Source organism: Bradyrhizobium genosp. L, from assembly GCF_015624485.1.
In the GTDB taxonomy this organism is placed as follows: Bacteria; Pseudomonadota; Alphaproteobacteria; order Rhizobiales; family Xanthobacteraceae; genus Bradyrhizobium.
The window spans coordinates 5,040,303-5,061,715 of sequence record NZ_CP061378.1; the positions used below are offsets into that span (position 1 = coordinate 5,040,303).

The 21,413-nt window shown below is 65.1% G+C and carries 22 protein-coding genes and 1 pseudogene; 7 read left to right on the forward strand and 16 right to left on the reverse strand.

Going from position 1 to position 21,413, the window contains the following annotated elements:
* Positions 1 to 30 precede the first annotated feature (30 nt).
* Together IC762_RS24135 and IC762_RS24140 are read right to left on the reverse strand one after the other, a co-directional pair.
* Positions 31 to 267 carry a hypothetical protein gene (locus IC762_RS24135; RefSeq protein ID WP_195784703.1) on the reverse strand — a complete coding sequence of 79 codons (237 nt, stop codon included), beginning with the start codon at positions 265 to 267 and terminating at the stop codon, positions 31 to 33.
* Between the two features lie 129 nt (positions 268 to 396).
* Positions 397 to 4,191 (reverse strand): tetratricopeptide repeat protein, encoded by a 3,795-nt coding sequence (locus IC762_RS24140; RefSeq protein WP_195784704.1) that lies wholly within the window; start codon positions 4,189 to 4,191, stop codon positions 397 to 399.
* A gap of 196 nt (positions 4,192 to 4,387) precedes the next feature.
* Between IC762_RS24140 and IC762_RS24145 the strand changes: the two are divergent.
* Positions 4,388 to 4,627 (forward strand): annotated as a pseudogene (locus tag IC762_RS24145) (type II toxin-antitoxin system HicB family antitoxin); the annotation flags it as partial.
* A gap of 74 nt (positions 4,628 to 4,701) precedes the next feature.
* On the opposite strand, the gene IC762_RS24150 reads toward IC762_RS24145, so the two are convergent.
* The 7 genes from IC762_RS24150 to fliL all read right to left on the reverse strand — a co-directional run bounded on the left by IC762_RS24150 (position 4,702) and on the right by fliL (position 11,324).
* Complete coding sequence (locus IC762_RS24150) at positions 4,702 to 6,000, reverse strand: dicarboxylate/amino acid:cation symporter (RefSeq protein ID WP_195784706.1); 1,299 nt, start codon at positions 5,998 to 6,000, stop codon at positions 4,702 to 4,704.
* 99 nt (positions 6,001 to 6,099) lie between these two features.
* Entirely contained in the window at positions 6,100 to 7,281 is a 1,182-nt protein-coding gene (locus tag IC762_RS24155; RefSeq protein WP_195784707.1) for an aminotransferase class V-fold PLP-dependent enzyme, read from the reverse strand.
* 185 nt (positions 7,282 to 7,466) lie between these two features.
* Positions 7,467 to 8,276 carry an IclR family transcriptional regulator gene (locus tag IC762_RS24160; protein WP_195784708.1) on the reverse strand — a complete coding sequence of 270 codons (810 nt, stop codon included), beginning with the start codon at positions 8,274 to 8,276 and terminating at the stop codon, positions 7,467 to 7,469.
* Between the two features lie 47 nt (positions 8,277 to 8,323).
* Positions 8,324 to 9,154 (reverse strand): MotE family protein, encoded by an 831-nt coding sequence (locus IC762_RS24165; RefSeq protein ID WP_195784709.1) that lies wholly within the window; start codon positions 9,152 to 9,154, stop codon positions 8,324 to 8,326.
* On the reverse strand, positions 9,151 to 9,618 hold the full coding sequence (locus IC762_RS24170; protein ID WP_195784710.1) for a DUF6468 domain-containing protein: 468 nt from the start codon (positions 9,616 to 9,618) through the stop codon (positions 9,151 to 9,153). The genes IC762_RS24165 and IC762_RS24170 overlap by 4 nt, the downstream gene beginning before the upstream one ends.
* Positions 9,615 to 10,817, reverse strand: a complete 1,203-nt coding sequence (gene fliM, locus IC762_RS24175; RefSeq protein ID WP_195784711.1) for a flagellar motor switch protein FliM — start codon at positions 10,815 to 10,817, stop codon at positions 9,615 to 9,617. Before fliM ends, IC762_RS24170 begins: the two co-directional genes overlap by 4 nt.
* Before the next feature lie 18 nt (positions 10,818 to 10,835).
* A complete protein-coding gene (fliL, locus tag IC762_RS24180; RefSeq protein ID WP_195784712.1) occupies positions 10,836 to 11,324 on the reverse strand; it encodes a flagellar basal body-associated protein FliL in 489 nt (162 codons plus the stop codon).
* Between the two features lie 386 nt (positions 11,325 to 11,710).
* On the opposite strand from fliL, the gene flgF reads away from it, so the two are divergent.
* From flgF to IC762_RS24205, 5 genes are all read left to right on the forward strand, one after another.
* Positions 11,711 to 12,475: a flagellar basal-body rod protein FlgF gene (gene flgF, locus IC762_RS24185; RefSeq protein WP_195784713.1), complete on the forward strand. Its 765-nt coding sequence runs from the start codon at positions 11,711 to 11,713 to the stop codon at positions 12,473 to 12,475.
* Positions 12,476 to 12,490: 15 nt separating this feature from the next.
* Positions 12,491 to 13,279 carry a flagellar basal-body rod protein FlgG gene (flgG, locus tag IC762_RS24190; protein WP_195784714.1) on the forward strand — a complete coding sequence of 263 codons (789 nt, stop codon included), beginning with the start codon at positions 12,491 to 12,493 and terminating at the stop codon, positions 13,277 to 13,279.
* 2 nt (positions 13,280 to 13,281) lie between these two features.
* A complete protein-coding gene (flgA, locus tag IC762_RS24195; RefSeq protein ID WP_195784715.1) occupies positions 13,282 to 14,334 on the forward strand; it encodes a flagellar basal body P-ring formation chaperone FlgA in 1,053 nt (350 codons plus the stop codon).
* 5 nt (positions 14,335 to 14,339) lie between these two features.
* Positions 14,340 to 15,092 (forward strand): flagellar basal body L-ring protein FlgH, encoded by a 753-nt coding sequence (gene flgH, locus IC762_RS24200; protein ID WP_195784716.1) that lies wholly within the window; start codon positions 14,340 to 14,342, stop codon positions 15,090 to 15,092.
* A gap of 271 nt (positions 15,093 to 15,363) precedes the next feature.
* Positions 15,364 to 15,804, forward strand: a complete 441-nt coding sequence (locus tag IC762_RS24205; protein ID WP_195784717.1) for a hypothetical protein — start codon at positions 15,364 to 15,366, stop codon at positions 15,802 to 15,804.
* Here IC762_RS24205 and IC762_RS24210 read toward each other — a convergent pair whose 3' ends face one another.
* From IC762_RS24210 to IC762_RS24235, 6 genes are all read right to left on the reverse strand, one after another.
* Positions 15,805 to 16,224: a DUF1801 domain-containing protein gene (locus IC762_RS24210; protein WP_195784718.1), complete on the reverse strand. Its 420-nt coding sequence runs from the start codon at positions 16,222 to 16,224 to the stop codon at positions 15,805 to 15,807. It lies immediately after the preceding gene.
* Positions 16,225 to 16,258: 34 nt separating this feature from the next.
* Positions 16,259 to 16,492, reverse strand: coding sequence for a hypothetical protein (locus IC762_RS24215; RefSeq protein WP_195784719.1), 234 nt, complete (start codon positions 16,490 to 16,492; stop codon positions 16,259 to 16,261).
* A gap of 60 nt (positions 16,493 to 16,552) precedes the next feature.
* Positions 16,553 to 16,984: an SRPBCC family protein gene (locus IC762_RS24220; protein ID WP_195784720.1), complete on the reverse strand. Its 432-nt coding sequence runs from the start codon at positions 16,982 to 16,984 to the stop codon at positions 16,553 to 16,555.
* The gene (locus IC762_RS24225) at positions 16,981 to 17,304 is read right to left on the reverse strand and encodes an ArsR/SmtB family transcription factor (RefSeq protein WP_195784721.1); all 324 of its coding nucleotides are present in this window, start codon (positions 17,302 to 17,304) and stop codon (positions 16,981 to 16,983) included. Before IC762_RS24225 ends, IC762_RS24220 begins: the two co-directional genes overlap by 4 nt.
* Before the next feature lie 963 nt (positions 17,305 to 18,267).
* The gene (locus tag IC762_RS24230; RefSeq protein WP_195784722.1) at positions 18,268 to 19,053 is read right to left on the reverse strand and encodes a 2-keto-4-pentenoate hydratase; all 786 of its coding nucleotides are present in this window, start codon (positions 19,051 to 19,053) and stop codon (positions 18,268 to 18,270) included.
* Positions 19,054 to 19,140: 87 nt separating this feature from the next.
* Positions 19,141 to 20,169: an SDR family oxidoreductase gene (locus IC762_RS24235; protein WP_195784723.1), complete on the reverse strand. Its 1,029-nt coding sequence runs from the start codon at positions 20,167 to 20,169 to the stop codon at positions 19,141 to 19,143.
* 100 nt (positions 20,170 to 20,269) lie between these two features.
* Here IC762_RS24235 and IC762_RS24240 point away from each other — a divergent pair, with 100 nt between their 5' ends.
* A complete protein-coding gene (locus tag IC762_RS24240) occupies positions 20,270 to 20,698 on the forward strand; it encodes a winged helix-turn-helix transcriptional regulator (RefSeq protein WP_433995919.1) in 429 nt (142 codons plus the stop codon).
* Between the two features lie 176 nt (positions 20,699 to 20,874).
* Here the strand turns inward: IC762_RS24240 and dksA are convergent, their stop codons facing one another.
* On the reverse strand, positions 20,875 to 21,240 hold the full coding sequence (gene dksA, locus IC762_RS24245; RefSeq protein WP_195784725.1) for an RNA polymerase-binding protein DksA: 366 nt from the start codon (positions 21,238 to 21,240) through the stop codon (positions 20,875 to 20,877).
* Positions 21,241 to 21,413: the final 173 nt, after the last annotated feature.

Sequence of the window (21,413 nt, forward strand, 5' to 3'; positions counted from 1 at the left end):
CGTTCCACCCGAGTTCATCGCGTGGCTGCCCTACCCCTTCACGTCATACTGCTTGCTGAGATGGTCGCCGATCTGCACCAGCATCGCGACGCATTCGGGATAGCCGGGCTTTGCGATCGTCGCCTCGTCGGCGCTGGCGCGGAATTCCCAGCTATCGCCGTCGCGCAGGACGGAGATATCGATGCCGTCGGGGCAGTCGGCATGCACCTTCAGCTCGGTGCGCGCCATCGCGATGAGTTCGGCTTCGGTCTTGATCGGCTTGCTCATGTGACGGCGTCCTCCCGGCTGGCCTAGCTCTTTAATTGAGCATGATCTTTTCGGAAAACCGCTTCACACTTTTCCGGATCATGCTCTGCGTAGAGGTTGCCGGTTTGATCGACGTCTGTCGAGAGGGCGCTATTGCGCCGCGCTGGCCTGCTTCTCGCCCCTGATGGCTGGCAGCGCGCTCACCGGCGCCGCTTTGGCCTTCTCAGGCAGCGATCCGGTCGCGACCGGATCGGGCAGCGGCGCGCGGGCGGTGGCGTCGGGGAAGCGGGTCTTCATCTCGCGGATGAAGCCGTCGAGCGTGTCGACGCTCGCCGCCATGCGCGCGATCTGGGCGAACTCGGGGCTCGAGGTCGCGACCGGCTTGCTGGCCGCATCGAATGCCAGTTTGTCGGCGTCTCCCGACATCAGCGGCGCGTATTTCTCGCGGAAGCGCGACAGCCCGATGGCGTCCTCGGCGAGCGCGTAGCCGACCACGGCGCGGATGATGTCGGCCTTCTCACCCGGATTGAGCGGCGTGAAGTCGCGCCAGCGGTCGGCGTAATAGAGCTCGATCTGTTCGGAGGCCTCGCGCCAGTGCCGCGACGCCCAGTAGATGTCGGCGCGCAGCCGGATCGCCTCGCGGCCGGTGATGTTGGAGATGATGTCGAGCGCGAGGTCGTGGCGGCCGACATCGCTCTGCGCGCGCGCCTCCAGCAACAGCCGCTGCTGGCGCAATTCGCCGGAGAGATCGGCGATCCTGCTCGAGCGCAGCGCGGCGATAGCGCGGTCCGGCTTGCGGTTCATCAGATAGACCATCGCCAGCCTTGCCGCGATCTGGGCCCGTGCCGCGCCTTCCAGCCGCTTGTCGACCTGGTATTGCAGGAGGTCGGCAGCCTGGTCGAGCAGGTCGACGCCGACCAGGCGATCGGAGAGGCGGCGGATCATCTCGTCGCCGCGGCGGCCGATCGGGGTCAGCTCGCGATATTCGTAGAAGGTGCCGAGCGCGTCGATCGGCGACATCTCGTCGCCCTTGGGGCCGAGGAACAGCTGCGTGAACAGCGCCGAGGCAGCATCCTGCGCCTGGCGCGATTCCGGCGCGTTCGGCTGCAGCCTTGTCGCGGCACGGGTGACCGCGAAGGCGTCGGCGTAGCGTCCGGTCTCGGCGTAGATCTTCGACAGCACGTACAGCGTCTTCAGCTCGATGGAATCACCGCGCCACAGCATCGACAGCAGCTCGAGCTCCTTGAGCACATCGTCGCGGCCGATCTCGCCGCGCTTCTGCCGCAGCAGGGTCTCGAGCAGCTTGCCCTCGGCCGCGGCCTGCCGATCGGCCGAATTTGCGGCGAAGCGGTAGGCGTCGAGCGCATCCTTCTCCTGGCCGAGTGCTTCGGCCAGCCGGCCTCGCAGCACCGCGACCGCCGGCCTGAGATCGTCGGGCACGCCGACGACGTCGAGATCGCTCTTGCGCCGCGCGGCGCCGGCATAGTCCTTGATCTCGAGCGAGGCCTTCATCGAATCCATCGTGATGATGCGCTGCAGGTCCGATGGCAGCGTCGCCACCGAAAACTCGGCATTCTTGAACTTCTCGCGCGCATCGGCCCATTTGCCTTCACGCGCCAGCGCGAGCCCCTTCCACAATTGCGAATCGTAGCCGTTGCCGATCACGGGGTTGGCGAGGTCCTTGAGGCCCTGTGCCGGGTGGCCGATCAGGATGCCGGCGACCGCATGGATCATCACGACGGCAGGCTGTTCGCTGCCGCGCTTGCTCTCGGACAGGATCAAATTGGTGACGCCATGAGCTTCCTGATACATGCCGTTTGCCATGTAGAAATCGGCAAGATCGAGCCGCGCCTGCGGCAGCTGCTCGGCATTGGCGGACGCAGCCGCCGCAATCAGGCCGTCGAGCTGCTTGAGGAAATTCTCGGACTGGTTCTTCCTCCACTCATCCGCGTCGAACAACGGCTTCACCGCGGCGGTGGCACGCTCGGCGGCAACGTCGGCCGACGACAGCGTCAGCCCGCCTGGCCGGCCCAGCATCACCTTGTCGGCGCCGACCTCGGCCTTGACGTCGTCGGCGTTCGGACGAACCACGAGACCGTGAATCGATTCCAGCAGCGACAGCTCGACGAAATCCTGCCGCTTGATGATGCCGCGGGTCGGCGGCGGCGCGGTGACGACCCAGAGCACGTCGCCGGCATCGGGATCGACCAGCCGATGCAACTGGCCCGCATTGGCGAGCGGCACGCTGACATTGGCGAGCGCGGGATCGGTGATGTTGCGCACGACGGTGAGCGGCAGCGGCGGCTTCTCGACCTTGTCGGCAAAGGTCAAGGTCCAGCTCACGCCACGCGAGCGATCGTCGCTGTCGAGCGAGGGCATCTGCGGCCGGTTGAGGCGGAAGCGGACCGCCTGGCCCTTTTCCAGCGCGATCCGGGTGATGTCGGCCATCAGCGCGCCGCCCTTGGCGCGGATCGGCTCGACGTCGATCGGATCCGATGTATCGAACACCATCCACACCGTGTCGGCACGGCGGAACAGCGCGGCCGGCGTCGCCGCCGCGAAGGAGAATGTCACGCGCAGTCCGTCACTGTCGCGCTGGGCGTCGACGGCGGGCTTGCCGCTCGCGGATGACCGCGACGGCGTCGCGGCCGGCTTCGGCGACGGCAACGCCGGCGCCTCCGCAACCGGGGCCGCCGGTTTCGGCGGGTCGATGGCGGCTTTCTCCGCCGCCGGTGCACCACCTTCACGCGGCATGGCCGGTGCCGGCGCGCTCTCGACGGCGGGTGTCATCTCCGCCGCGGCGGCCGCGATCTTCGGCAGCTCGGCGTTGGGCAGTTCCGACCGCGGCTGCTCCGGTTTGGCCGGTGCAGCGGCTGGCTGTTCGGACCCGGCTGACCCAGCCTTCATCGGCTCGGGTTGTGATTGCTCCGCCCTCGCGGCCTCTTTCGCTACCTCGGGCTTGATCGCAATCTTGGCCTCGCGCGCAATGCTCTCCGAGGTCACGGGCGCGAGCGGCGCCGCGGCGCCCTTCGGCTTGCCGCGCGGCGCGGGCATCAGCGCGGAGAGCTCCGGCTTGGCCGGGGTCTGCTGATCGTTCTGCTGGAAGGCGATATCGACGATGTAATTCCGCTCCTCGCGGAACGAATGCACGTCGACGTCGCCGATCAGCGTCACGTCGACCGCGGACGTATCGGTATCGGTGCGCGCGGTGATCGAGGCGACGTTCGGCGGTGCGGCGATCTTGGCGTCGGCGAGGTCGAAGGTCAGCGGCGTGTTGAAGGACAGCGTCAGCTTCGGCTCGTTCAGCACCGAGGAGACGCCGACGCCGTCGGGCACCTCGAACACGAAGCGGACGAAGGTCGGCTGCACCAGCGCGCGGACGCGCACCGGCGGCCGCTTCTTGGCGGCATCGGCGGCGCGTTGCTGGCGCAGCAGCCGCTCGGCGGCGCGGGCGCGCTCGGCGAGCTCGCGGATCACCTCCTGCGGCAGCGGCGGCGGCGCGCCCTTCCAGTCGTCGGGCAGGAAATCGACGAAGATGCGCTCGCCCGCGCTCATGGTGTTGATGGTGGCGCGGCGGGCCAGCGACAACCGGATCGCCATCCCGTCCGGATCGCGCCGCGCCGCGCCGACATAGTCGGGCACCGCGTCGCCGATCTGATCGACCGAAATGTCGACCGGACGCTTGAAGCGGATCACGATGATCGAGCCGGCGGTGGTCACCTCGGACTCGACATCCTCCTTCAGCTTCAGCACCAGCCGGGCATAGCCGTTGGCGGCGGAGAACGTCGCCTCACCCGGCACCGGTGGCGGCGGGTCCTCGGCCCGCGCGACGGTCGGGAATGTGAGGGTCGGGAGCGCAAGACCGGCGGCAATTAGGCACAGACGGGCGAGCCGCGCAAAGGCGCGGCCTAGCGACCATGTTCCAGCGGCAGCCGTTCGCGCCATCTCGAAACGTCTTCTCGGGACCTCAGCAGACACGCGCGAAGCGCCCTCGCCCACGCCGGTACGATCTTGGCCGGGCGGCGTTAAGGAGCTGTTAACGTCAACGGATTGCGAACTCGGTCGGCAGGCATTATCAAAGCGCTAAGGGCCACAAGTGGGACCAAACGCTTCGAAGGGCAGCTGGCAGCGAGGACATCCAATGCGGCATTACATCGCGCTGGTCCACAAGAACCCCGATAGCGACTACGGTGTTTCGTCTCCCGATCTGCCCGGCGTGATCACCGCAGGTACTGATCTTGACGACGCGCGCGCGATGGCGGCTGAGGCCTTGGCCCTTCATCTCGAAGGCCTGGCCGAAGATGGTGAAGCTGGACCTGAACCCTCTTCTCTCGAAGAAATTATGGCCAAGATCGAGAACTGGGACGGCATCGCTAGCTTGGACGTGTCAAACGAACAGCTCGGCGAATGATCCTCCGCGAGAGCACTGCCCGATCGCAAGCGCTAAGCCCGCGGCTATCCAGCCGCAGCCGTTGACATCAATTCGGCCACCTCCTCGGCCGGCTCGCTCAGTTCATCCTCCCATTTCGCAACGACGGCGGTTGCGACGCCATTCCCGATGACGTTCGTCATCGTCCGTCCCATATCGAGGAAGGCGTCGATCCCGATCAGCAGGACCAGGCCGCCCGCCGGCAGGCCGAACGTCGGCAACGTCGCCGCGGCGACGACGAGCGAGGCACGGGGCACGCCCGCGATGCCCTTGCTGGTGACCATCAGCAGCAGCAGCATCGCGATCTGGGTGGTGATCGGCATTTCGATATTGAAGGCCTGGGCGACGAACAGCGCCGCGAAGGTCTGATACATCATCGAGCCGTCGAGATTGAACGAATAGCCGAGCGGCAGGACGAAGCCGGTCATGCGCTCCGAGATACCGAATTTCATCAGCTGCTCGATCATCTTCGGGAAGGCCGCCTCGCTGCTGGAGGTCGAGAAAGCGATCATCATTGGCTGACGAAGCAACCGAAGCAGGGTCTTGATCCGGCCGCCGAGCACGACGCTACCGGCGCCGATGATGATCGCCCATAGCACCACCAGTCCGAAGTAGAAGGCACTGACGAACTTTCCGTAGGTCACGAGAACCCCGAGCCCCTGCGTGGTGACGACAGCGGCCATGGCGGCGAACACGCCGACCGGCGCGAACCGCATGACGTAATCGGTGAACTTCAGCATCACGGGAACGATCTGATCGATCGACTTCGCGACATCGGGGGCGAGCGTTGCCTTGACGGCGCTCAGCGCGAAGCCGAAGAACATCGAGAAAACGAGAATCTGCAGCACTTCGTTTCCTGCCATCGCCTGGACGACGCTGACCGGGAAGACGTGGGCGGCGAAGTCCTTGATGTTCAGGCTGCTGGTCTGGACGTTGGTCGTGGTATTCGCCTCGGGCAGCGCAAGACCGAGCCCGTGGCCCGGCTGCAGCAGGTTTGCGAGCACGAGCCCGACCAAGAGCGATACCAGCGACGCGATGATGAACCAGGCCAGCGACTTGATGGCGATGCGCCCGACGGCACCGCCGCTTGCACCCAAGCTGGATATTCCGGAGACGATGGTGGCGAACACCAATGGCGCGATGATCATCTTGATCATGCGCAGGAAGATATCCGACAGGATGGCGAAATAGCCGGCAATCGCCTTGGCCTGTTCCGGGCTCGCGAGTGTATTGCACGCGTAACCTGCGGCGATGCCGAGCACCAGGCTGACCATGATGGCGCGGGTCAGCCGGTTCGGATTTTGAGTCTTGCTGACTGCCTGCATGACACGATCCTTCGCGCCACCTTGGATTTGCAGCATCCGAGCTGTGGCGCCTTGGGCGTCTCGGGATGCCGCTTCGGAGAAGCTAGAAGCGCACGGCGGCTACCCGAGCTTGGACAAGACGGCCGTGCGGGCCTGGACGGACGGCGCATTGCGCGCGCGGATGGCCTCGATCAGCCGGTCGATGTCGGCCTTGGTGTTGAACATGCCGAGCGACACCCTGATGCCGTCGCGCTCGGGTGAGACACGGATGCCGTTCTGCGTGAAATAGTCGAGCCAGTCGGTTGCCGGCAATGCAATGACATAGATGTGCGGCGCCCGGTGCTGCCGCTCGCGGGGGCCGACCAGGCCGACGTCGAGCCGATCGAGATGATCGATCAGATAGTCGCCGAGATCGAAGCAGTGGCGCTGAATGTTCTCGATACCGACCGCGTCGATGAAATCGATCGCCGCGCCGAGGCCATGGACCGCCGGAAGGTTGAAGTTGCCGAGTTCGAACCGGCTCGCCGTCGCCGGCAGGGCCATGTTGTCCGGGCTGGCAATGAAATCCTGCGGCGGTTCGGCAAGGCTGGCGGCCGCCAGATAGGCCGGCTCCAGCTCAGTCCGCATCGCGTCCCAGTAGAGCAGACCGAGCCCTTGCGGGACCAGCAGCCCCTTGTGCGTGCCGGATCCGATAAAGGTGGCCTTCACGGCCTTGGCGTCGATCGGCACCACGCCGATGCCCTGCATCGCATCCACGATGAAGTAAAGCAAATGTTGCGCGCAGAGTTCGCCGACGCTTTCGACGTCGAACCGGTGTCCGGCATGGAACGTGACATGCGACATCGAGATCGCACGCGTCTTGTCGTCGATATGCGGCCGGAAGCTCTCGGCGTCCACTACCTCGGTCATCGGGATGAAGACGATCTCGACACCTTTCTTCCGCAGGTTGAGGAAAGCGTAGGCGTTGTTGGGATGATCGCCATGGATCATCAGAACCTTGTCGCCGGCACGAAGCGGCAGTGCGTTGGCCGCGATGTTCATGCTCTCGGACGTGTTCTTGGTGAATGCGATTTCGTTCGGCTTGGCGCCCAGCAGGGTCGCGACCTTGCCGCGCGTCTCTTCGAGACGGTTGAGCCAGATCTGTTTGGGACCGGCAGTCTCGAAGCCCTCGCACAGAAACCGCTCATAGGCTTCCTTCACGGGACGGGAGAGCGGCGTCTGAAAACCGCTGTCGAGATAGACGACGTGCTCGGCGGCCGGAAACGCCTTGCGAACGGCGGCGACGTCGTAATGCTGGCTCATGATCGCTCCAGTCAATTGGGCACGGCGAGGCCTTCCGCCGGATGGCCCGGCGGCAGTTTGAACAGTCAGGCGTTGGCGACGTGGACTTGCAGAGAGCTGGCCGTACATCCGGCCAAGCTCTGATCTGCCGGAGGGTACACAAAGCTTGCGCGAAATCGAGATGTCTATTCGAAAAACGAGAGCATTTATTCCGAAAATTGAGAATCAACTAGATCGTCGTCATGATCCTGCAAGATCGTCTGCGACAGCAGGGACGCTGCTTCCTGGAGCGGCGCAATGAAGGCATCGAGGCCTGCAAAGCCGACGCGTGCGGCGGGAACGGACACGCCAAGGCAGGCGATCAAGTCACCCTCCGGGGAGACGATCGGCACGGCGCATCCCACCACGCCGCGAACGAACTCCTCATTCGTCTTGGCCCAGCCCCTGTGCCGCGTCTCTTCGAGCAGCGCCAACAACGCCTCGGGATCATCCACCGTGGTCGGGGTGAAACGGACGAGCGGGAGTGAACGGACCAGTCGTTGCCGGACCTTGATCGGCAACCGGCTCATGTAGATCTTGCCGGTCGAGGTGCAGTGCAATGGCGCGGCTTCGCCCGGATTGAACTGCAAGCCTTGATGCTGCTTGGATCGCACGCTGTCGACATAGACCACGACATTGTCGCGGACCACGCCGATCTCGCACTGTTCGCCGATGCGATCGGCCACGGCACTCAGGACCGCGTGGCGCCGCACGGTCCGGAATGCGGCGCCGATCGTCTTCGCCGCCAGCGTGACCAGTCTGCTGCCCACGGTGTAGCGCTTCGTCCCGAGGGCCTTCTGGATCAGCCCCCGGCTTTCGAGATTGCCGATCAGGCGGTGCGCGGTCGGTAGCGGCAGATCGAGCGCTGTGGCGATCTCGGCGGCCGTGAGCGCCTTCTTCTGCTCGGCGACGAAGGTCAGGATCGCGATGGCGCGATCCAGAGGTCCGTCATTGGCATTTTCGGGTTGCTTGGCCACAAGGCATTTCTATGGGAAGCCCTGCCTGCGCGTCCAGAGCGGTGCCCTCAATTCCCCTTCGGCGTCAGCATCCGGCCTTCGATCTTCGGCAGATCGTCGGTCGACGCCGACTTGTCACCGCCTGCCCTGCGCGCGAGCTCGACCGTCAGCCGTTCGGCGGCTTCCGGGTTCATCAGGCCCAGGATATCGGACATCTTGCGCGGCTGGATCTGCGAGGCGATCTGGTAAAGCACGCCCATGTCGAGGCGGTCGAACACCTTGGCGGCGTCCTTCGGCTTCATGTTCTCGTACATCGTGACGATGCCCTTGAAGCGGGCGGCCTCGGCGGCGGCCTGGGCCTGCGCGTCGGCGGTCGCCTTGGCATCGTTGGCCTTGGCCTCCTCGACCTTGGCCGAGATGCGCTTCTCGGCGGCCTTCAACAGGCTCTCGCGGATCTCGACCTCGCGCGCGCGCTGCTCGAGCTCCTGGCGGCGCGCCTGCAGCCGTTCCAGGATCGCGCGCTCGGAGGCCGACACCGGCGCGGGCTGATCCAGATTGACCACGACGCCATCGGGCTTGGCGGCCTCGGCCGCGGGAGCCGCCGGCTTCGGCGCCTCCTCCTTCTTCGCGTCCTTTTCCTTGTCCTTGCCCTCGACCGAGCCGGTGATGTCGCCGGGATCGCCCTTGGCCCTACTGTCGACGGCCTTGCTGCCGCCGGGGAAGTTGAAATTCTCCTGCGCCCAAGAAGGACCAGGCGGACCCGCCGGCCCGGCGGCCTGCGCCTCGCCGCCGAACACATAGCCGCCGTCGAGCACGAGGCCCGCAACCTTCAGCACCATCAGGCCGAAGATCGCAACCAGCACAACCGGAATAACTCTGATGTCACGAAGCAACTTCATGCAGCGAGGCCGTTGGCCCTCCGGCGTTCGGTGAAGGCCTCAGCCGCCGCGGCCACAGCGCGGGCAGCGGAGACCCTGGGTGCCGGAGCCACCGGCACAGGTGCCGGCACCGGCGCCGCGGCGACGGGTTCGGAGGGCCGCGCGGCGAGCGCGATCTTGGACAGGCGGCGCACCACGTGATCGCCCTCGAGCAACTGGTTCTTCAGATGCGCGGTCATCTGGGTTGCCGCCTCGAGCTGGTTGCCGAGGTTCTCGTTGACGTCGCGCACCGCGTGCTTCAGCCCGCCGATCGCGCGCTCGGCGATCTCTGTCGCGGTGATCAATTCGGCGATCGTCGCCTTCAGCGAATGCTCGTCCGCCTTCAGCCGCTGCAGGCGCTTGTTGAGCAGCCAGCAATAGCCGATCGTCAGCATCAGCAGCACGGCCACCAGACTCTCTATCGCCAGTCCCAGCACATGACTCATGGTGCCTCCATCATCTTGGTCTGCTCGTCCGCCTTCTCGAACATCGCGAAGGTGGTTTGCGGCTTGCGCAAATTCTTGGTGACGCGGATCGCGACGCGGTCGCCGACCCGGCCCATCCGGCCTTCGGTCAGGGTGACATTGCCGCAACGGACCGAGACCAGCGCGTCGGCGCCGATCTCGAGCGGCAGCGTGTCGCCGACCTTGAGCTTCATCAGCTGCTTCAGCGGGATGTCGGCCTCGTAGAGCACCGCGTCGACCGCAATCTCGGCCTGCGCCACTTCCGTGGCGAAGTGGCCTTCCCAGATCGGGTCGCGGCCGAATTTCTCGCCCATGAACATCTGCAACAGCACGTTGCGGATCGGTTCGATGGTGGCGTAGGGCAGCAGCAATTCGACATTGCCGCCGCGGTCTTCCATGTCGATGCGCAACCGCACCAGGATCGCGGCGTTGGCGGGCCGCGAGATCGCGGCGAAGCGCGGATTGGTCTCGAGCCGGTCGATCGTGAAGGTCACCGGCGACAGCGGCCGGAACGCCTGCTCGGCATCGGCCAGCACCACCTCGACCAGCCGCTTCACCAGATTGGTCTCGATCGTGGTGTAGGGCCGGCCCTCGATGCGCAGCTGGGTCTGGCCGCGACGGCCGCCGAGCAGCACGTCGATCATCGAATAGATCAGGCTGGAATCGACGGTGGCGAGCCCGAAGTTCTCCCACTCCTCGGCCTTGAACACCGAGAGCACCGCGGGCAGCGGGATCGAGTTCATGTAGTCGCCGAAGCGAACCGAGGTGATGCGGTCGAGCGAGACCTCGACGTTGTCGGAGGTGAAATTGCGCAAGGAGGTGGTCATCAACCGCACCAGGCGGTCGAACACGATCTCGAGCATCGGCAGACGCTCGTAGGACACCATCGCGGAATCGATGATGGCGCGGATGCCGGAATTGTCGTCGAGATTGACGTCGCCGACCGTGAAGCCGAGCAGGTTGTCGATCTCCTCCTGCGACAGCACGCGCTCGCCATTGGCGTTCTTGCCGCCGAAGTCACGGCTGCCGTCCTCGACCATGGCCGCCCATTGCAGCGACATGCTCTCGGTGAGCTCGTTCTTGGCAGCTTCCGCCGCGGCCGCCGCGGGATCCTCGGAATCGAGCGAGGCTTCCCACTGCGCCGCAATGGCGTCCTGGTCCATCTGGTCGTTGCCGGCCATGGCTTTACATCCACCCCGTCACTGGATCACGACTTCCTTGAACAGCACCGCGTTCACCTGGTTGGGTGCGAGCGCGAGATTGACCCGCTTGGTCAGCTCTTCCTTGAGGCGGAACAAACCGGCCGAGCCGTTGAGGTCGCTCGGGCGCAGCTCGCGCATGTAGGTCTGGAACAGGTCGGTGACCCGCGGCAGCGCCGGCTTGATGGCCTCGGCCTGCTTCTCTTCCTTGACCTCGAGCACGAGCTTCAGCTTGAGATATTGCACGCGCTCGCCGGGTGCGCCGACCAGATTGACCAGCATGTCCGGGATATCGACGAAGGACGGCGGCTTCGGCGGCGGCGCCGCCTCCGCGTGCTGCTCGTCGCCATGGCCGCGCATGAAGAAGAACCAGCCCGCGCCGCCGCCGACCACGACGAGGATACCCACCGCGGCAATGATCAGCTTCAGCTTGCTCTTTTTTGGAGCCGGCGCTGCGCCCTCGCCTTCCGTCTTGTCCCCGTCCGCCATCGTCCGCCCGCTTCACCCTGAGAGGGATGCGAACGCGATTGCCACCAGCCTTGGCTTTAAGACGCGATACAAATGCCGCCGGCGCACACGCGCCCCAATGACGTCAACGCTACGGTAACAATGGTTAACGGAAACTTAGGATTACCCTTCAAGTAGGAAAAAACTGCCGGGCAAACATGGTCAACAAGACCTTTCTGCCGCCCCTCGGATCGCCCGGCCAAACACCTAATCCTTTCAGATATCTGCATATTCCGGTTTGGCACGGCTTTCGCTGAGGAGACGGCGTGACCTTGCGGGCTTGGGAGAGCCCGAGAGGTGACCGACGGTCCGACGTGAAGGCTTGGGAGAGCCGAAGCATCGGACCACCTCACAGGGGAGAACCACCGATGCAGAACACCCTTCTGGTCGGACTATCGAAGCAGATGGTGCTGGAGCGGCAGATCGATGTCGTCGCCAACAACATCGCCAACATGAACACCAACGGCTACAAGGCCGACCGGTCGCTGTTCCAGGAATATCTGGCCTCGAACGCGCATGAGGACAATTTCGTGTCCGCCGACCGCCGCGTGTCCTTTGTGCAGGACCGCGCGACCTACCGCGATCTGTCGCAGGGCCCGACCGAAGAGACCAAGAACCCGCTCGACGTCGCGATCGACGGCGCCGGCTATCTGGTGGTGCAGACCCCCGCCGGCGAGCGCTACACCCGCGACGGCAATCTGCAGATCAACAACCGCGGCCAGCTCGTCACCTCGGACGGCTACCAGGTGCTCGGCGATTCCGGCCCGATCGTGTTCCAGCAGACCGACCACGACATCAACATCGCCGCCGACGGCTATGTCTCGGTGCTCGAGGGCACCGCCACCCTCGACTCGGTGCGCGGCAAGCTGCGCCTGGTGTCGTTCGCGCAGGCGCAACGCCTGCTGAAAGAGGGCTCCAACCTCTATTCGCAGGGCGAAGGCAACGCGCCGGTCGCCGACACCAAGTCGTCGCTGCGCCAGGGCTTCATCGAGAAGTCGAACGTCAATTCCGTCACCGAGATGAGCCGATTGATCGAGATCAACCGGACCTACACCCAGATTGCAACCATCCTGCAACAGCAGAGCGACCTGCACAAATCGGCGATCGAGAAGCTCGCCGACGTGCCGACCTGAGCGGAGGGCTGATCCATGCGCGCACTTTATACCGCAGCGACCGGGATGGCGGCCCAGGAGCTCAACGTCCAGGTGATCTCCAACAACATCGCCAACCTGCAGACCACCGGCTACAAGAAGCAACGCGCCGCGTTCCAGGACCTGATCTACGACCACGTGAAACGCGTCGGCGCCCAGGCCTCCGCCCAGAACACCATCCTGCCGATGGGCATCGACCTCGGCGGCGGCGTCAAGACGGTCGGCACGCCGCGCATGATGACCCAGGGCACGCTGTCGCCGACCGGCAACGACCTCGACATCGCGATCCGCGGCGAAGGCTTCTTCAAGATCCTGATGCCGGACGGCACCTTCACCTACAGCCGCGACGGCTCGTTCCAGATGGACAACCAGGGCCGCATCGTCAACGCGCAGGGCAACCCGGTGCAGCCGACGATCACGATCCCGCAGAACGCGTCGGGCATCACCATCAACGCCCAGGGCCAGGTCTCGGTGACGCTGCCGGGCCAGACCGCCTCGACCACGATCGGCCAGATCGGCCTGACCCGGTTCATCAACAAGGCGGGCCTCAACCCGATCGGCGACAATCTGTTCACGGAGACGCCGGCGTCCGGCCAGCCGCAGGACGGCACCGCCAACACCGACGGTTATGGCGACATGCAGCAGGGCAACCTCGAGCAGGCCAATGTCGAGGTGGTCAGCGAAATCTCCAATCTGATCGCGGCGCAGCGCGCCTACGAGATGAACTCCAAGGTGGTCTCGGCCGCCGACCAGATGATGCAGACCACCTCTCAACTGTTCCGCTGAGGATGATGTCGATGATCGCCCGCCCGCTCCTGATCGCCGCCGCGCTGGTCGCGCTCACCGTGACGCCGCTCGCCGCGCAAAGCCGCAGCGAGACCATCGCGGTGCCCGTGCTGCGCGCCAGCGTCACGGTCGCGGACGACATCGTGCGGGTCGGCGATCTCATCGACAATGCCGGGTCTGCCGGCAACATCGCGATCTACCGCTCGCCGGATCTCGGCACCACGGGCACGCTGCCGGTGGCGCAGGTGCTCAACGTGCTGCGCGCCCATCAGGTGATCGGCGTCGACACCCACGATCTCAAGGAGATCACGGTGACGCGGCAGGCCCGCACCATCGACGGCAAGGAGCTCGAGCAGCAGGTCGCGCGCGCGCTGGAGAACCGCCATGGCCTCGGCAGCGCCGCCAACATCGCGCTGACCTTCGACCGCGACCCCGGCGATCTCAGGCTGGAGGCAACCAATTCCGGCGCGCTGCAGCCGGTCGCGGTGCGCTACGAGCCGCGCTCGACGCGGTTCGACGTCACCTTCGAGATCGGCAATGCCGCCGGCACCGCGCCGCTCAAGCTGCGCTTCACGGGCACTGCGATCGAAACCGTGGAGGCCGCGATCCTGACCCGCAGCGTCGAGCGCGGCGACGTGCTGAAGGCCTCCGACGTCGTAATCGAGCGCCGCCCGAAGGTCGAGGTCGGCGCCGATGCCGCTGTACGCGACAGCGCGGTCGGCATGCAGGCCCGCCGCCAGCTCGGCGCCGGCCGCGCGCTGCGGGTGCTTGATCTCGCCAAGCCCGATCTCGTCACCCGCGACCAGAACGTCACGCTGATCTACCAGAACGGCGGCCTCTATCTCACGATCCGCGGCAAGGCGATCGATGGCGGCGCCGAGGGCGACGTCGTCAGCGTCATGAACACCCAGTCCAAGCGCGTCGTCAGCGGCGTCGTGTCCGGCCGCGGCGAGGTCACGATCTCGGTCGCGACGCCGCGCCCGGCGCCGTCGGCCGACGCATCCCCGTCAACGTCAGCTCCCGTCAAGCTCAGTTCAGTCGCTCCAACCGAGTAAAGTTCATGTCGCAGTCACGTATCAATCGCCTCGTCCTGGCCAGTGCGCTGCTCGCCCTCGGCACCGTCGCCAGCGGTTGCTCGGCGATCGATCGCCTGACGCAGATCGGCGAACAGCCGAAGCTGTCTTCGATCGACAACCCGACCACGCAGCCCGGCTACAAGCCGGTGCAGATGCCGATGCCGAAGCCCGAGGTCGCCTCCTACAGCCCGAACTCACTGTGGCGCAGCGGCTCGCGCGCCTTCTTCAAGGACCAGCGCGCCGCTCGCGTCGGCGACATCCTGACCGTCACGGTGAACTTCACCGACAAGGCCGCGATCGCCAACGAGACCCAGCGCAGCCGCACCAATTCGGAAGACTCAGGGGTCACCAACTTCCTGGGATCGCAGACCATCACCCAGGCCAACAAGGTGCTGCCCGGCCGGCTCTTGACCGCGGACTCCTCGTCGAACAGCGACGGCAAGGGCTCGGTGAACCGCCAGGAAGCCTTGCAGACCAACGTCGCCGCCGTCGTCACCCAGATTCTGCCGAACGGCAATCTGGTGGTCGAGGGCAAGCAGGAGATCCGGGTCAATTTCGAGGTCCGCGAGCTGATCGTGGCCGGCATCGTGCGCCCGGAGGACATCCAGAGCGACAACACCATCGACTCCTCGAAGATCGCCCAGGCCCGCATCGCCTATGGCGGCCGCGGCCAGATCACCGACGTGCAACAGCCGCGCTATGGCCAGCAAGTGCTCGACGTGCTGCTGCCGTTCTAGCTTTCTTCAGAGCTCCCACATCTCGTCGCGAACCTAGGCGCGGCGCGGTGTACCGACACGGCCCTCGCCAGCTCCCCTGGCGAGGGCCGTGGCTTTTTATGACCGGTCGCATGCGCTCGCGCGAATCGCGCACGGCAGCAGCGGATGACCTCCTCGCGCAAGTTGCACGATTGCCTTCTCGCTTCGTTAACTGTCGCCGCAACGCGCAGTAGCAGTCCCGCCGCTTGCAACGTAGGGAAAGGACAACGCAGGGTTTCTGTTCGTGACGTCCATGCAACGAGATGGTCAATATGCAGCCTGGTTCCGGACGCCGCGCGGCGAAGGCACCGGAATAGTCTATCTCGCAAACGGCACGATCTCCGGCGGCGACTGCATGTTCGCCTATGGCGGCTCCTATCAGCTCGTCGATGACCGCTTCACCGCGACCTTGACGACGCGCCGGTTTGCCGATGGCCCGACCACCGTGTTCGGCTGCGACGAGGTCGAGGCGGAGCTGATCGGCCAGTTCAACGGCAATCGCGCGGTGTGCACGGGTACCGCGAGGCAGGCGCCCGGCGTGCGCTTCGAGGCGACACTGTTCCTGCAGCAGCACGAGACGGACCCCGCGCCCCGACCGCGCGAAGCGCCGACACGCGCCGAGCTGGCTCGGCTGCCGACATTCCCCATCAACCGCCGCAGCGCAAAGCCGTTCGCCGGAAAGCGCGTCGGCTGATCACGGCTTGGCCGCCGCCTTTTTGGCCGCCTTCTTTACCGGCTTTTTCTCCGGCTTCTTCTTGGCCTGGTTGAATGCGATCGCGGCGCGGATCATCGCCTTCAGCGCGCGCTCGTTGATCTTGTCGCCCTCGAACAGGTCGATTGCACGGCGCTCATTGCCTTCGAAGCCGGCATTGAACAGTTTGTCGGGATCCGGCAGCTTGGCGCCGTACATGAAGGTCAGCTTGACCTTGCCCTTGTGGGGATTGCCGACCGCGATGATGCCGTCGCGTTCCCAGACCGGGCTGCCCATCCACTTCCATTCCTCTGTTATTTCAGGATCGGCGGCGAGAATGATCTTGCGCAGGCTGGCGAGCGTCGTGCCGCGCCAGTCACCGGTTTCGGCGATCATCCGGTCGATCTGTTCTGACGGGGTCATGGCTGCCTCATGTTTTGCCGTTCGTGCCATGCAATCACATCTGCGATGCCGGCGTCGATCCCCTCGCCATCCGCCGCGGCGCCAGATAGGGCAGCGCGAACATATAGAGGCCGGTGAGCAGCAGCGGAATCAGCGGGACCAGTGCCAATAGTCCGATCCAGACGGCCGGCACCTGCAGGATCATGGCGACGATATTGGCGATCACCGCCAGCGTGAAGGCGATCGAGAGCCAGCGGTGGAGCTGGCGGATTGCATTGTTCCAGTTCAATGGGACCTCCTTGTTCGATAGTTCTGAACACTTGCTTCGGTCATGGCGAGGAGCCGCGCCTCACTTCTCCCGCGCCACGACCTGCTCGAGCTTCTCGAAGAACTGCTTCCATCCGGCATGCGCGCCGCCAAAGGCCTGCTTGTGATGCGGCTGGAAGCCGGCCTGCTCGACGCGCAGATGGGTTCCGGTCGCCGTCGGCGTCAGCGTGAAGGTCACCACGCTCTCGATGTGGAAAGCCGGATCGTCGTTGGCGTGATTCCAGGTGTAGGACAGCGTCTTGTGCGGCTCGACGGCGAGCACCTTGCAGTCCAGCACGGCGCCCCACTCACCGCGCAGATTGAAACCGTGCCCGACCTCGGGCTTGAAGTCGTTCTTCATCAGCCACTCCTCGATCAGATGCGGTTGCGTCAGCGCGCGCCAGAGCTTTTCCGGCGAATGGGGAAATTCGCGCTCGACGATCGCGGAGCGCGTTTCAACGGTTGGCTTGCTCATTGGTCCATCCTTTTGAGGAGATCTTCGAGGTGGTCGAACCGGCTCTCCCAGAAGCCGGCCATCCGGCTGGTCCAGTCGATCAGCGGTGCCAGCGCGCCAAGCTGTGCGCTGTAATGAGTCTGACGCCCCTCATGGCGATCGCGCACCAGCCCGGCCTGCTTCAGCAGGCCGAGATGCTTCGAGACCGCCGGCTGCGAAATCCCGGCCTGGGCCGTCAGCGCCCCGACCGTCTGCTCGCCGCCGCGGCACAGTCGCTCGAAGATCGCCCGGCGGGTCGGGTCGGCGAGCGTTCGGAACAGTGCGTCGTGGGCGCTGGACATGGTTGATAAATAACCCGCTGGTTATGGATTAACTCATAACCTAACGGTTATAGATCAGTCAAGCCCCTCTGCTCGTCATTCCGGGACGTGCCTCTTGGCGGGAGGCCGGAACTATATTCACGATGGTGGTTATGCTTCGCATGCTCCGAAATGACGGAGAGTGACGTGCTGTGTGACTGCCCGACGGGCAACTCAGCAAAACCTGTCAATCCCGCTGCAAGAAAATAATTCGTTTTATCGGAAGAGCGAATTGGTGTATAGATGTCGCGTCTCACCCGATCGAGGGGCGCTTCGCGGTCGTCATTAGTGTTGCGGTGAGATGCGGTGGACGCCGAGTGCGCGAAGACGTAGCGCGCGCAAGGCGGACGGTGAAGTCGTGCAGGCCTGACGCCCTAGTGGCAGGTGTTGATTCCAGTGATGCGAAAGCGTTGCGGATGACGGTGACACAAAAGCCCAGTCTCGCCGGGGCGAGCACGTATAAGCCGTAACCCATCGCGCAGGGAAAGCCGGGTTGTTCCGGTTACACCTGTGGTCCTACCCCGGTGCTTTTTGTTGCACCGGGCCCATGGGTGCAATCGGCACCCGGCTTTCCCTGCGCCCTCTGCTAACCGAGGGCGGAACGACAAGCAAAGCTCGGGCAAAACATGTCGCGAGATGGCGAAGCTGTACCCTCATCCACACCTGTCATCGCCCGATTTAATCGGGCGACCCAGTACGCCGCGGCCTCTCGGCTCAAGCACTGCTGCCTCTGGAATACTGGATCGCCCGGTCAAGCCGGGCGACGACACCGAGTAGGCTGTTTGACATGTGAATCACAATCGACGTCGTCCTGGCGAAAGCCAGGACCCATTACCCCAACGGCCTGTTGGTGCGCGACGCTGGGGCCGCAGTCCCGTTCACAATCACATTCGGTGGTTATGGGTCCTGGCTTTCGCCAGGACGACGAAGAGGAAACAGCGAGCGCTACGTGAACGTCGCCTCCACCTTGCCGAGCCCGTCGAGCTCCATCAGCACGGTGTCGCCCGCCTTCAGCCAGATCGTTTTCACCAGGCTGCCGGTCAGCACGATCTGGCCGGCATGCAGGCCTTTGCCTTCGGCGGCGAGATGATTGGCGAGCCAGGCGAGTGCGTTGTGGGGATGGCCGAGCACGTCGGCGCCGCTGCCGCGTCCCTCCTCCTTGCCGTTGACGATGGCGCGCCCGGTGACGCGCAACAGATCCGGCGCGGTGATGTGCGGCACGGCCGCGCCGAGCACGCAACCGGCAGCGAAGAAATCGTCGGCGATCAAAGTCGGCGCGCCCAGCGTCTCCCATTTGACGTAGCGGTCGTCGACGATCTCGATCGCGGGATGATAGGCCTCGATCGCCTCGGCGACCCACTCGGCGGTGAACGGCGCTTCGCCGGGCGCGAGGTTGCGCTTGAGCCGCACCGCGATCTCGCATTCGACACCTACATGCACAAAGTCTGCCGCCGGCAGGCTCACGCCACTCACGTGCACCACCTTCTCGAACACGCCGCCGCCACAGGGATGGGTGATGCCCATATAGTCCTGCATCACCGCGCTGGTGCAGCCGATCTTGTAGCCGACGAGATCGCCGACTTGGCCGCGCAACAGGTCGTGCAGCGCGCGCTGCACCTGATAGCCCTCGGCCTCGTCGCGCGGAACGGCGTCCTTCGGCAGCGCCTTCAGCGGCGCGCGGCTGCGGCGCCCGGTGGCGATTGCCTTTGCGGCCGCGAGGATTCTGTCCATAGCCGCAGCCTCCCTGTTGTTCTGCTTGCTCGATGCAATTCAGCACTCAGGGACGCCGCTGGCAAGCGGCGCAGAGGACGCTGCGACTCACGCCTTGACGAGGCCGAGCCGGATCAGGCTCTCGGCGGTCGCAACCAGCATCTCCTCGTTGCTGCGCGGACGCCAGCCGAGCAGGTTTTGCGCCTTGGCGCTGGTGGAACGCCTGACCTTGCCGAGCAGCGGCAGCGCCGCGCGGGCCAGCGGGTTGCGCAGCGCGGCGAGCCGTATCAGCCAGTCGGGCGCCTGGAACCGGGGCACGCGCCGCGCCTTGCTGCCGAGTTTTGCGCGCAGCACGCGGCCGACCTCGAGGATCGACAAGGTTTCACCGGAGACCGCGAGGAAGCGCTCGCCTTTGGCTTTCGGCGACATCATCGCGCGCAAATGCAGGTCGGCGACGTCGCGGACATCGACGAGGCCGAAATGGATCCGCGGCACCGCCGGCATCGCGCCGTCGAGCAGCGCCTTGATGATGCCGATCGATTCCGAGAAGTCCGGCCCCAGCGCCGGGCCGAACACGGCGGTCGGATTGACCACGGCGAGCTCGAGCCCGCCTCCCTCGCGCGCAACAAAATCCCAGGCGGCGCGCTCGGCCAACGTCTTGGATTTCGGGTAGGCCTGCACGTCCGCGCTGTCGAGATTGGACCAGGTGGTTTCGTCGAACGGCGTCGTGCGCTCGGGATGGCCGTAGCCGATCGCGGCAAACGACGAGGTCACGACGACGCGCCTGGCGCCGGCGTCGCGCGCGGCGCGCAGCACGCGCAGGGTTCCTTCACGTGCCGGGATGATCAGCGCATTGTCGTCCTCGGGCACGTTGTTGATCAGCGGCGACGCCACATGCATCACGTAGTCGCAACCGGCCGCCGCCTCGCGCCAGCCATCGTCGCGCAACAGATCGGCGGTGATGAAGCCGATCCTGTCAGGCGTGGCAGCGCCGCCCTCGCGCAGCATCGCGATCACGTCCTTGGCGCGATCGGGATTGCGCACGGTGGTGCGCACCTCGTGCCCGGCAGCGAGCAGCTGCAGGATGACATGCGCGCCGATAAAACCAGATCCGCCGGTGACCAAAACCGTGCTCATGCCGTTCCGCCCTCTCCCATGGTTCGGGCGCGGCGCGGAGATCGCGCCGCCCACCCTGCACAGGCCGCATCTGGTCACTATCTCAGTCGGGACAAGTAGGATGAAATTGGGGACCAGTATGGAAATCAATACCACCCATCCATGCGACTGCGACGACAGCGAGAGCTGCCCGACCGATCCGGCGATCCTGATCGAGTTCAAGCATGCGATCCACACGCTGAGCGGCAAATGGAAGCTGGAAATCCTGTTTCTGCTGATGCAGGGCGGCGTGCGGTTCGGCGCGCTGCGCCGCGCGCTCGTGCCGGTCACCCAGCACATGCTGACCGCGCAGCTGCGCGAGCTCGAACGCGACGGCCTGGTGTCGCGAAAGGTGCTCGCCGAGAAGCCGCTGCAGGTCGAATACGAGCTGACGGATTCGGCCTGGGGCCTGCTGCCGGCGTTTCGCGAATTGCTGACGTGGTCGAAAGCTTACGGCCCGCGGCGCGGTGTGGCGAGCAGCGAGACGATACTCGGAGTTGGCATGAGCTGAATGATGCCGAGCTCCCGAAGCACCGGAATTGCGCGCCCCTCTCCCGCTTGCGGGGAAAGGGAAGCGCGATCAGCCCAGGAATAAAGACCGAAGCGATGTCGAGAGTACGCGTCATCTTGGCGACGCAGAGCTGCAGCCGGCGCGCGCCGGAATCAATCTGTGGCGGTTCACCGCCACTATTCGTCGCGATAGACCTTCTCGCGCTTCTCGTGGCGTTCCTGCGCCTCGACCGACAGTGTTGCGATCGGACGGGCTTCGAGCCGTTTCAGCGAAATCGGCTCGCCGGTCTCTTCGCAATAGCCGTAGGTGTTGTCTTCGATGCGCTGCAGCGCCGCGTCGATCTTCGAGATCAGCTTGCGCTGACGGTCCCGGGCACGGAGTTCGATCGCGCGGTCGGTTTCGGAGGATGCGCGGTCGGCGAGGTCCGGGTGGTTGACGTTCTCTTCCTGCAAGGTCTGCAGCGTGATCTTCGATTCGCGGAGGATCTCGTCCTTCCAGGTCAGGAGCTTGACGCGGAAATAGTCGCGCTGCCGCTCATTCATGAAAGGCTCTTTTTCAGTCGGCCGGTAGTTCTTCAGCTTTTCCAAAGGCAGCCATGTCCCTGTCAGGCGGAGGGAACAACCCCCCTCCGCGCGGCGCCTTATATAGCTAGGTCTTGTGACAGACAATATCTGCAACCAGGAAACGCGGGCGACCCCCAACACCTTGCACAGGC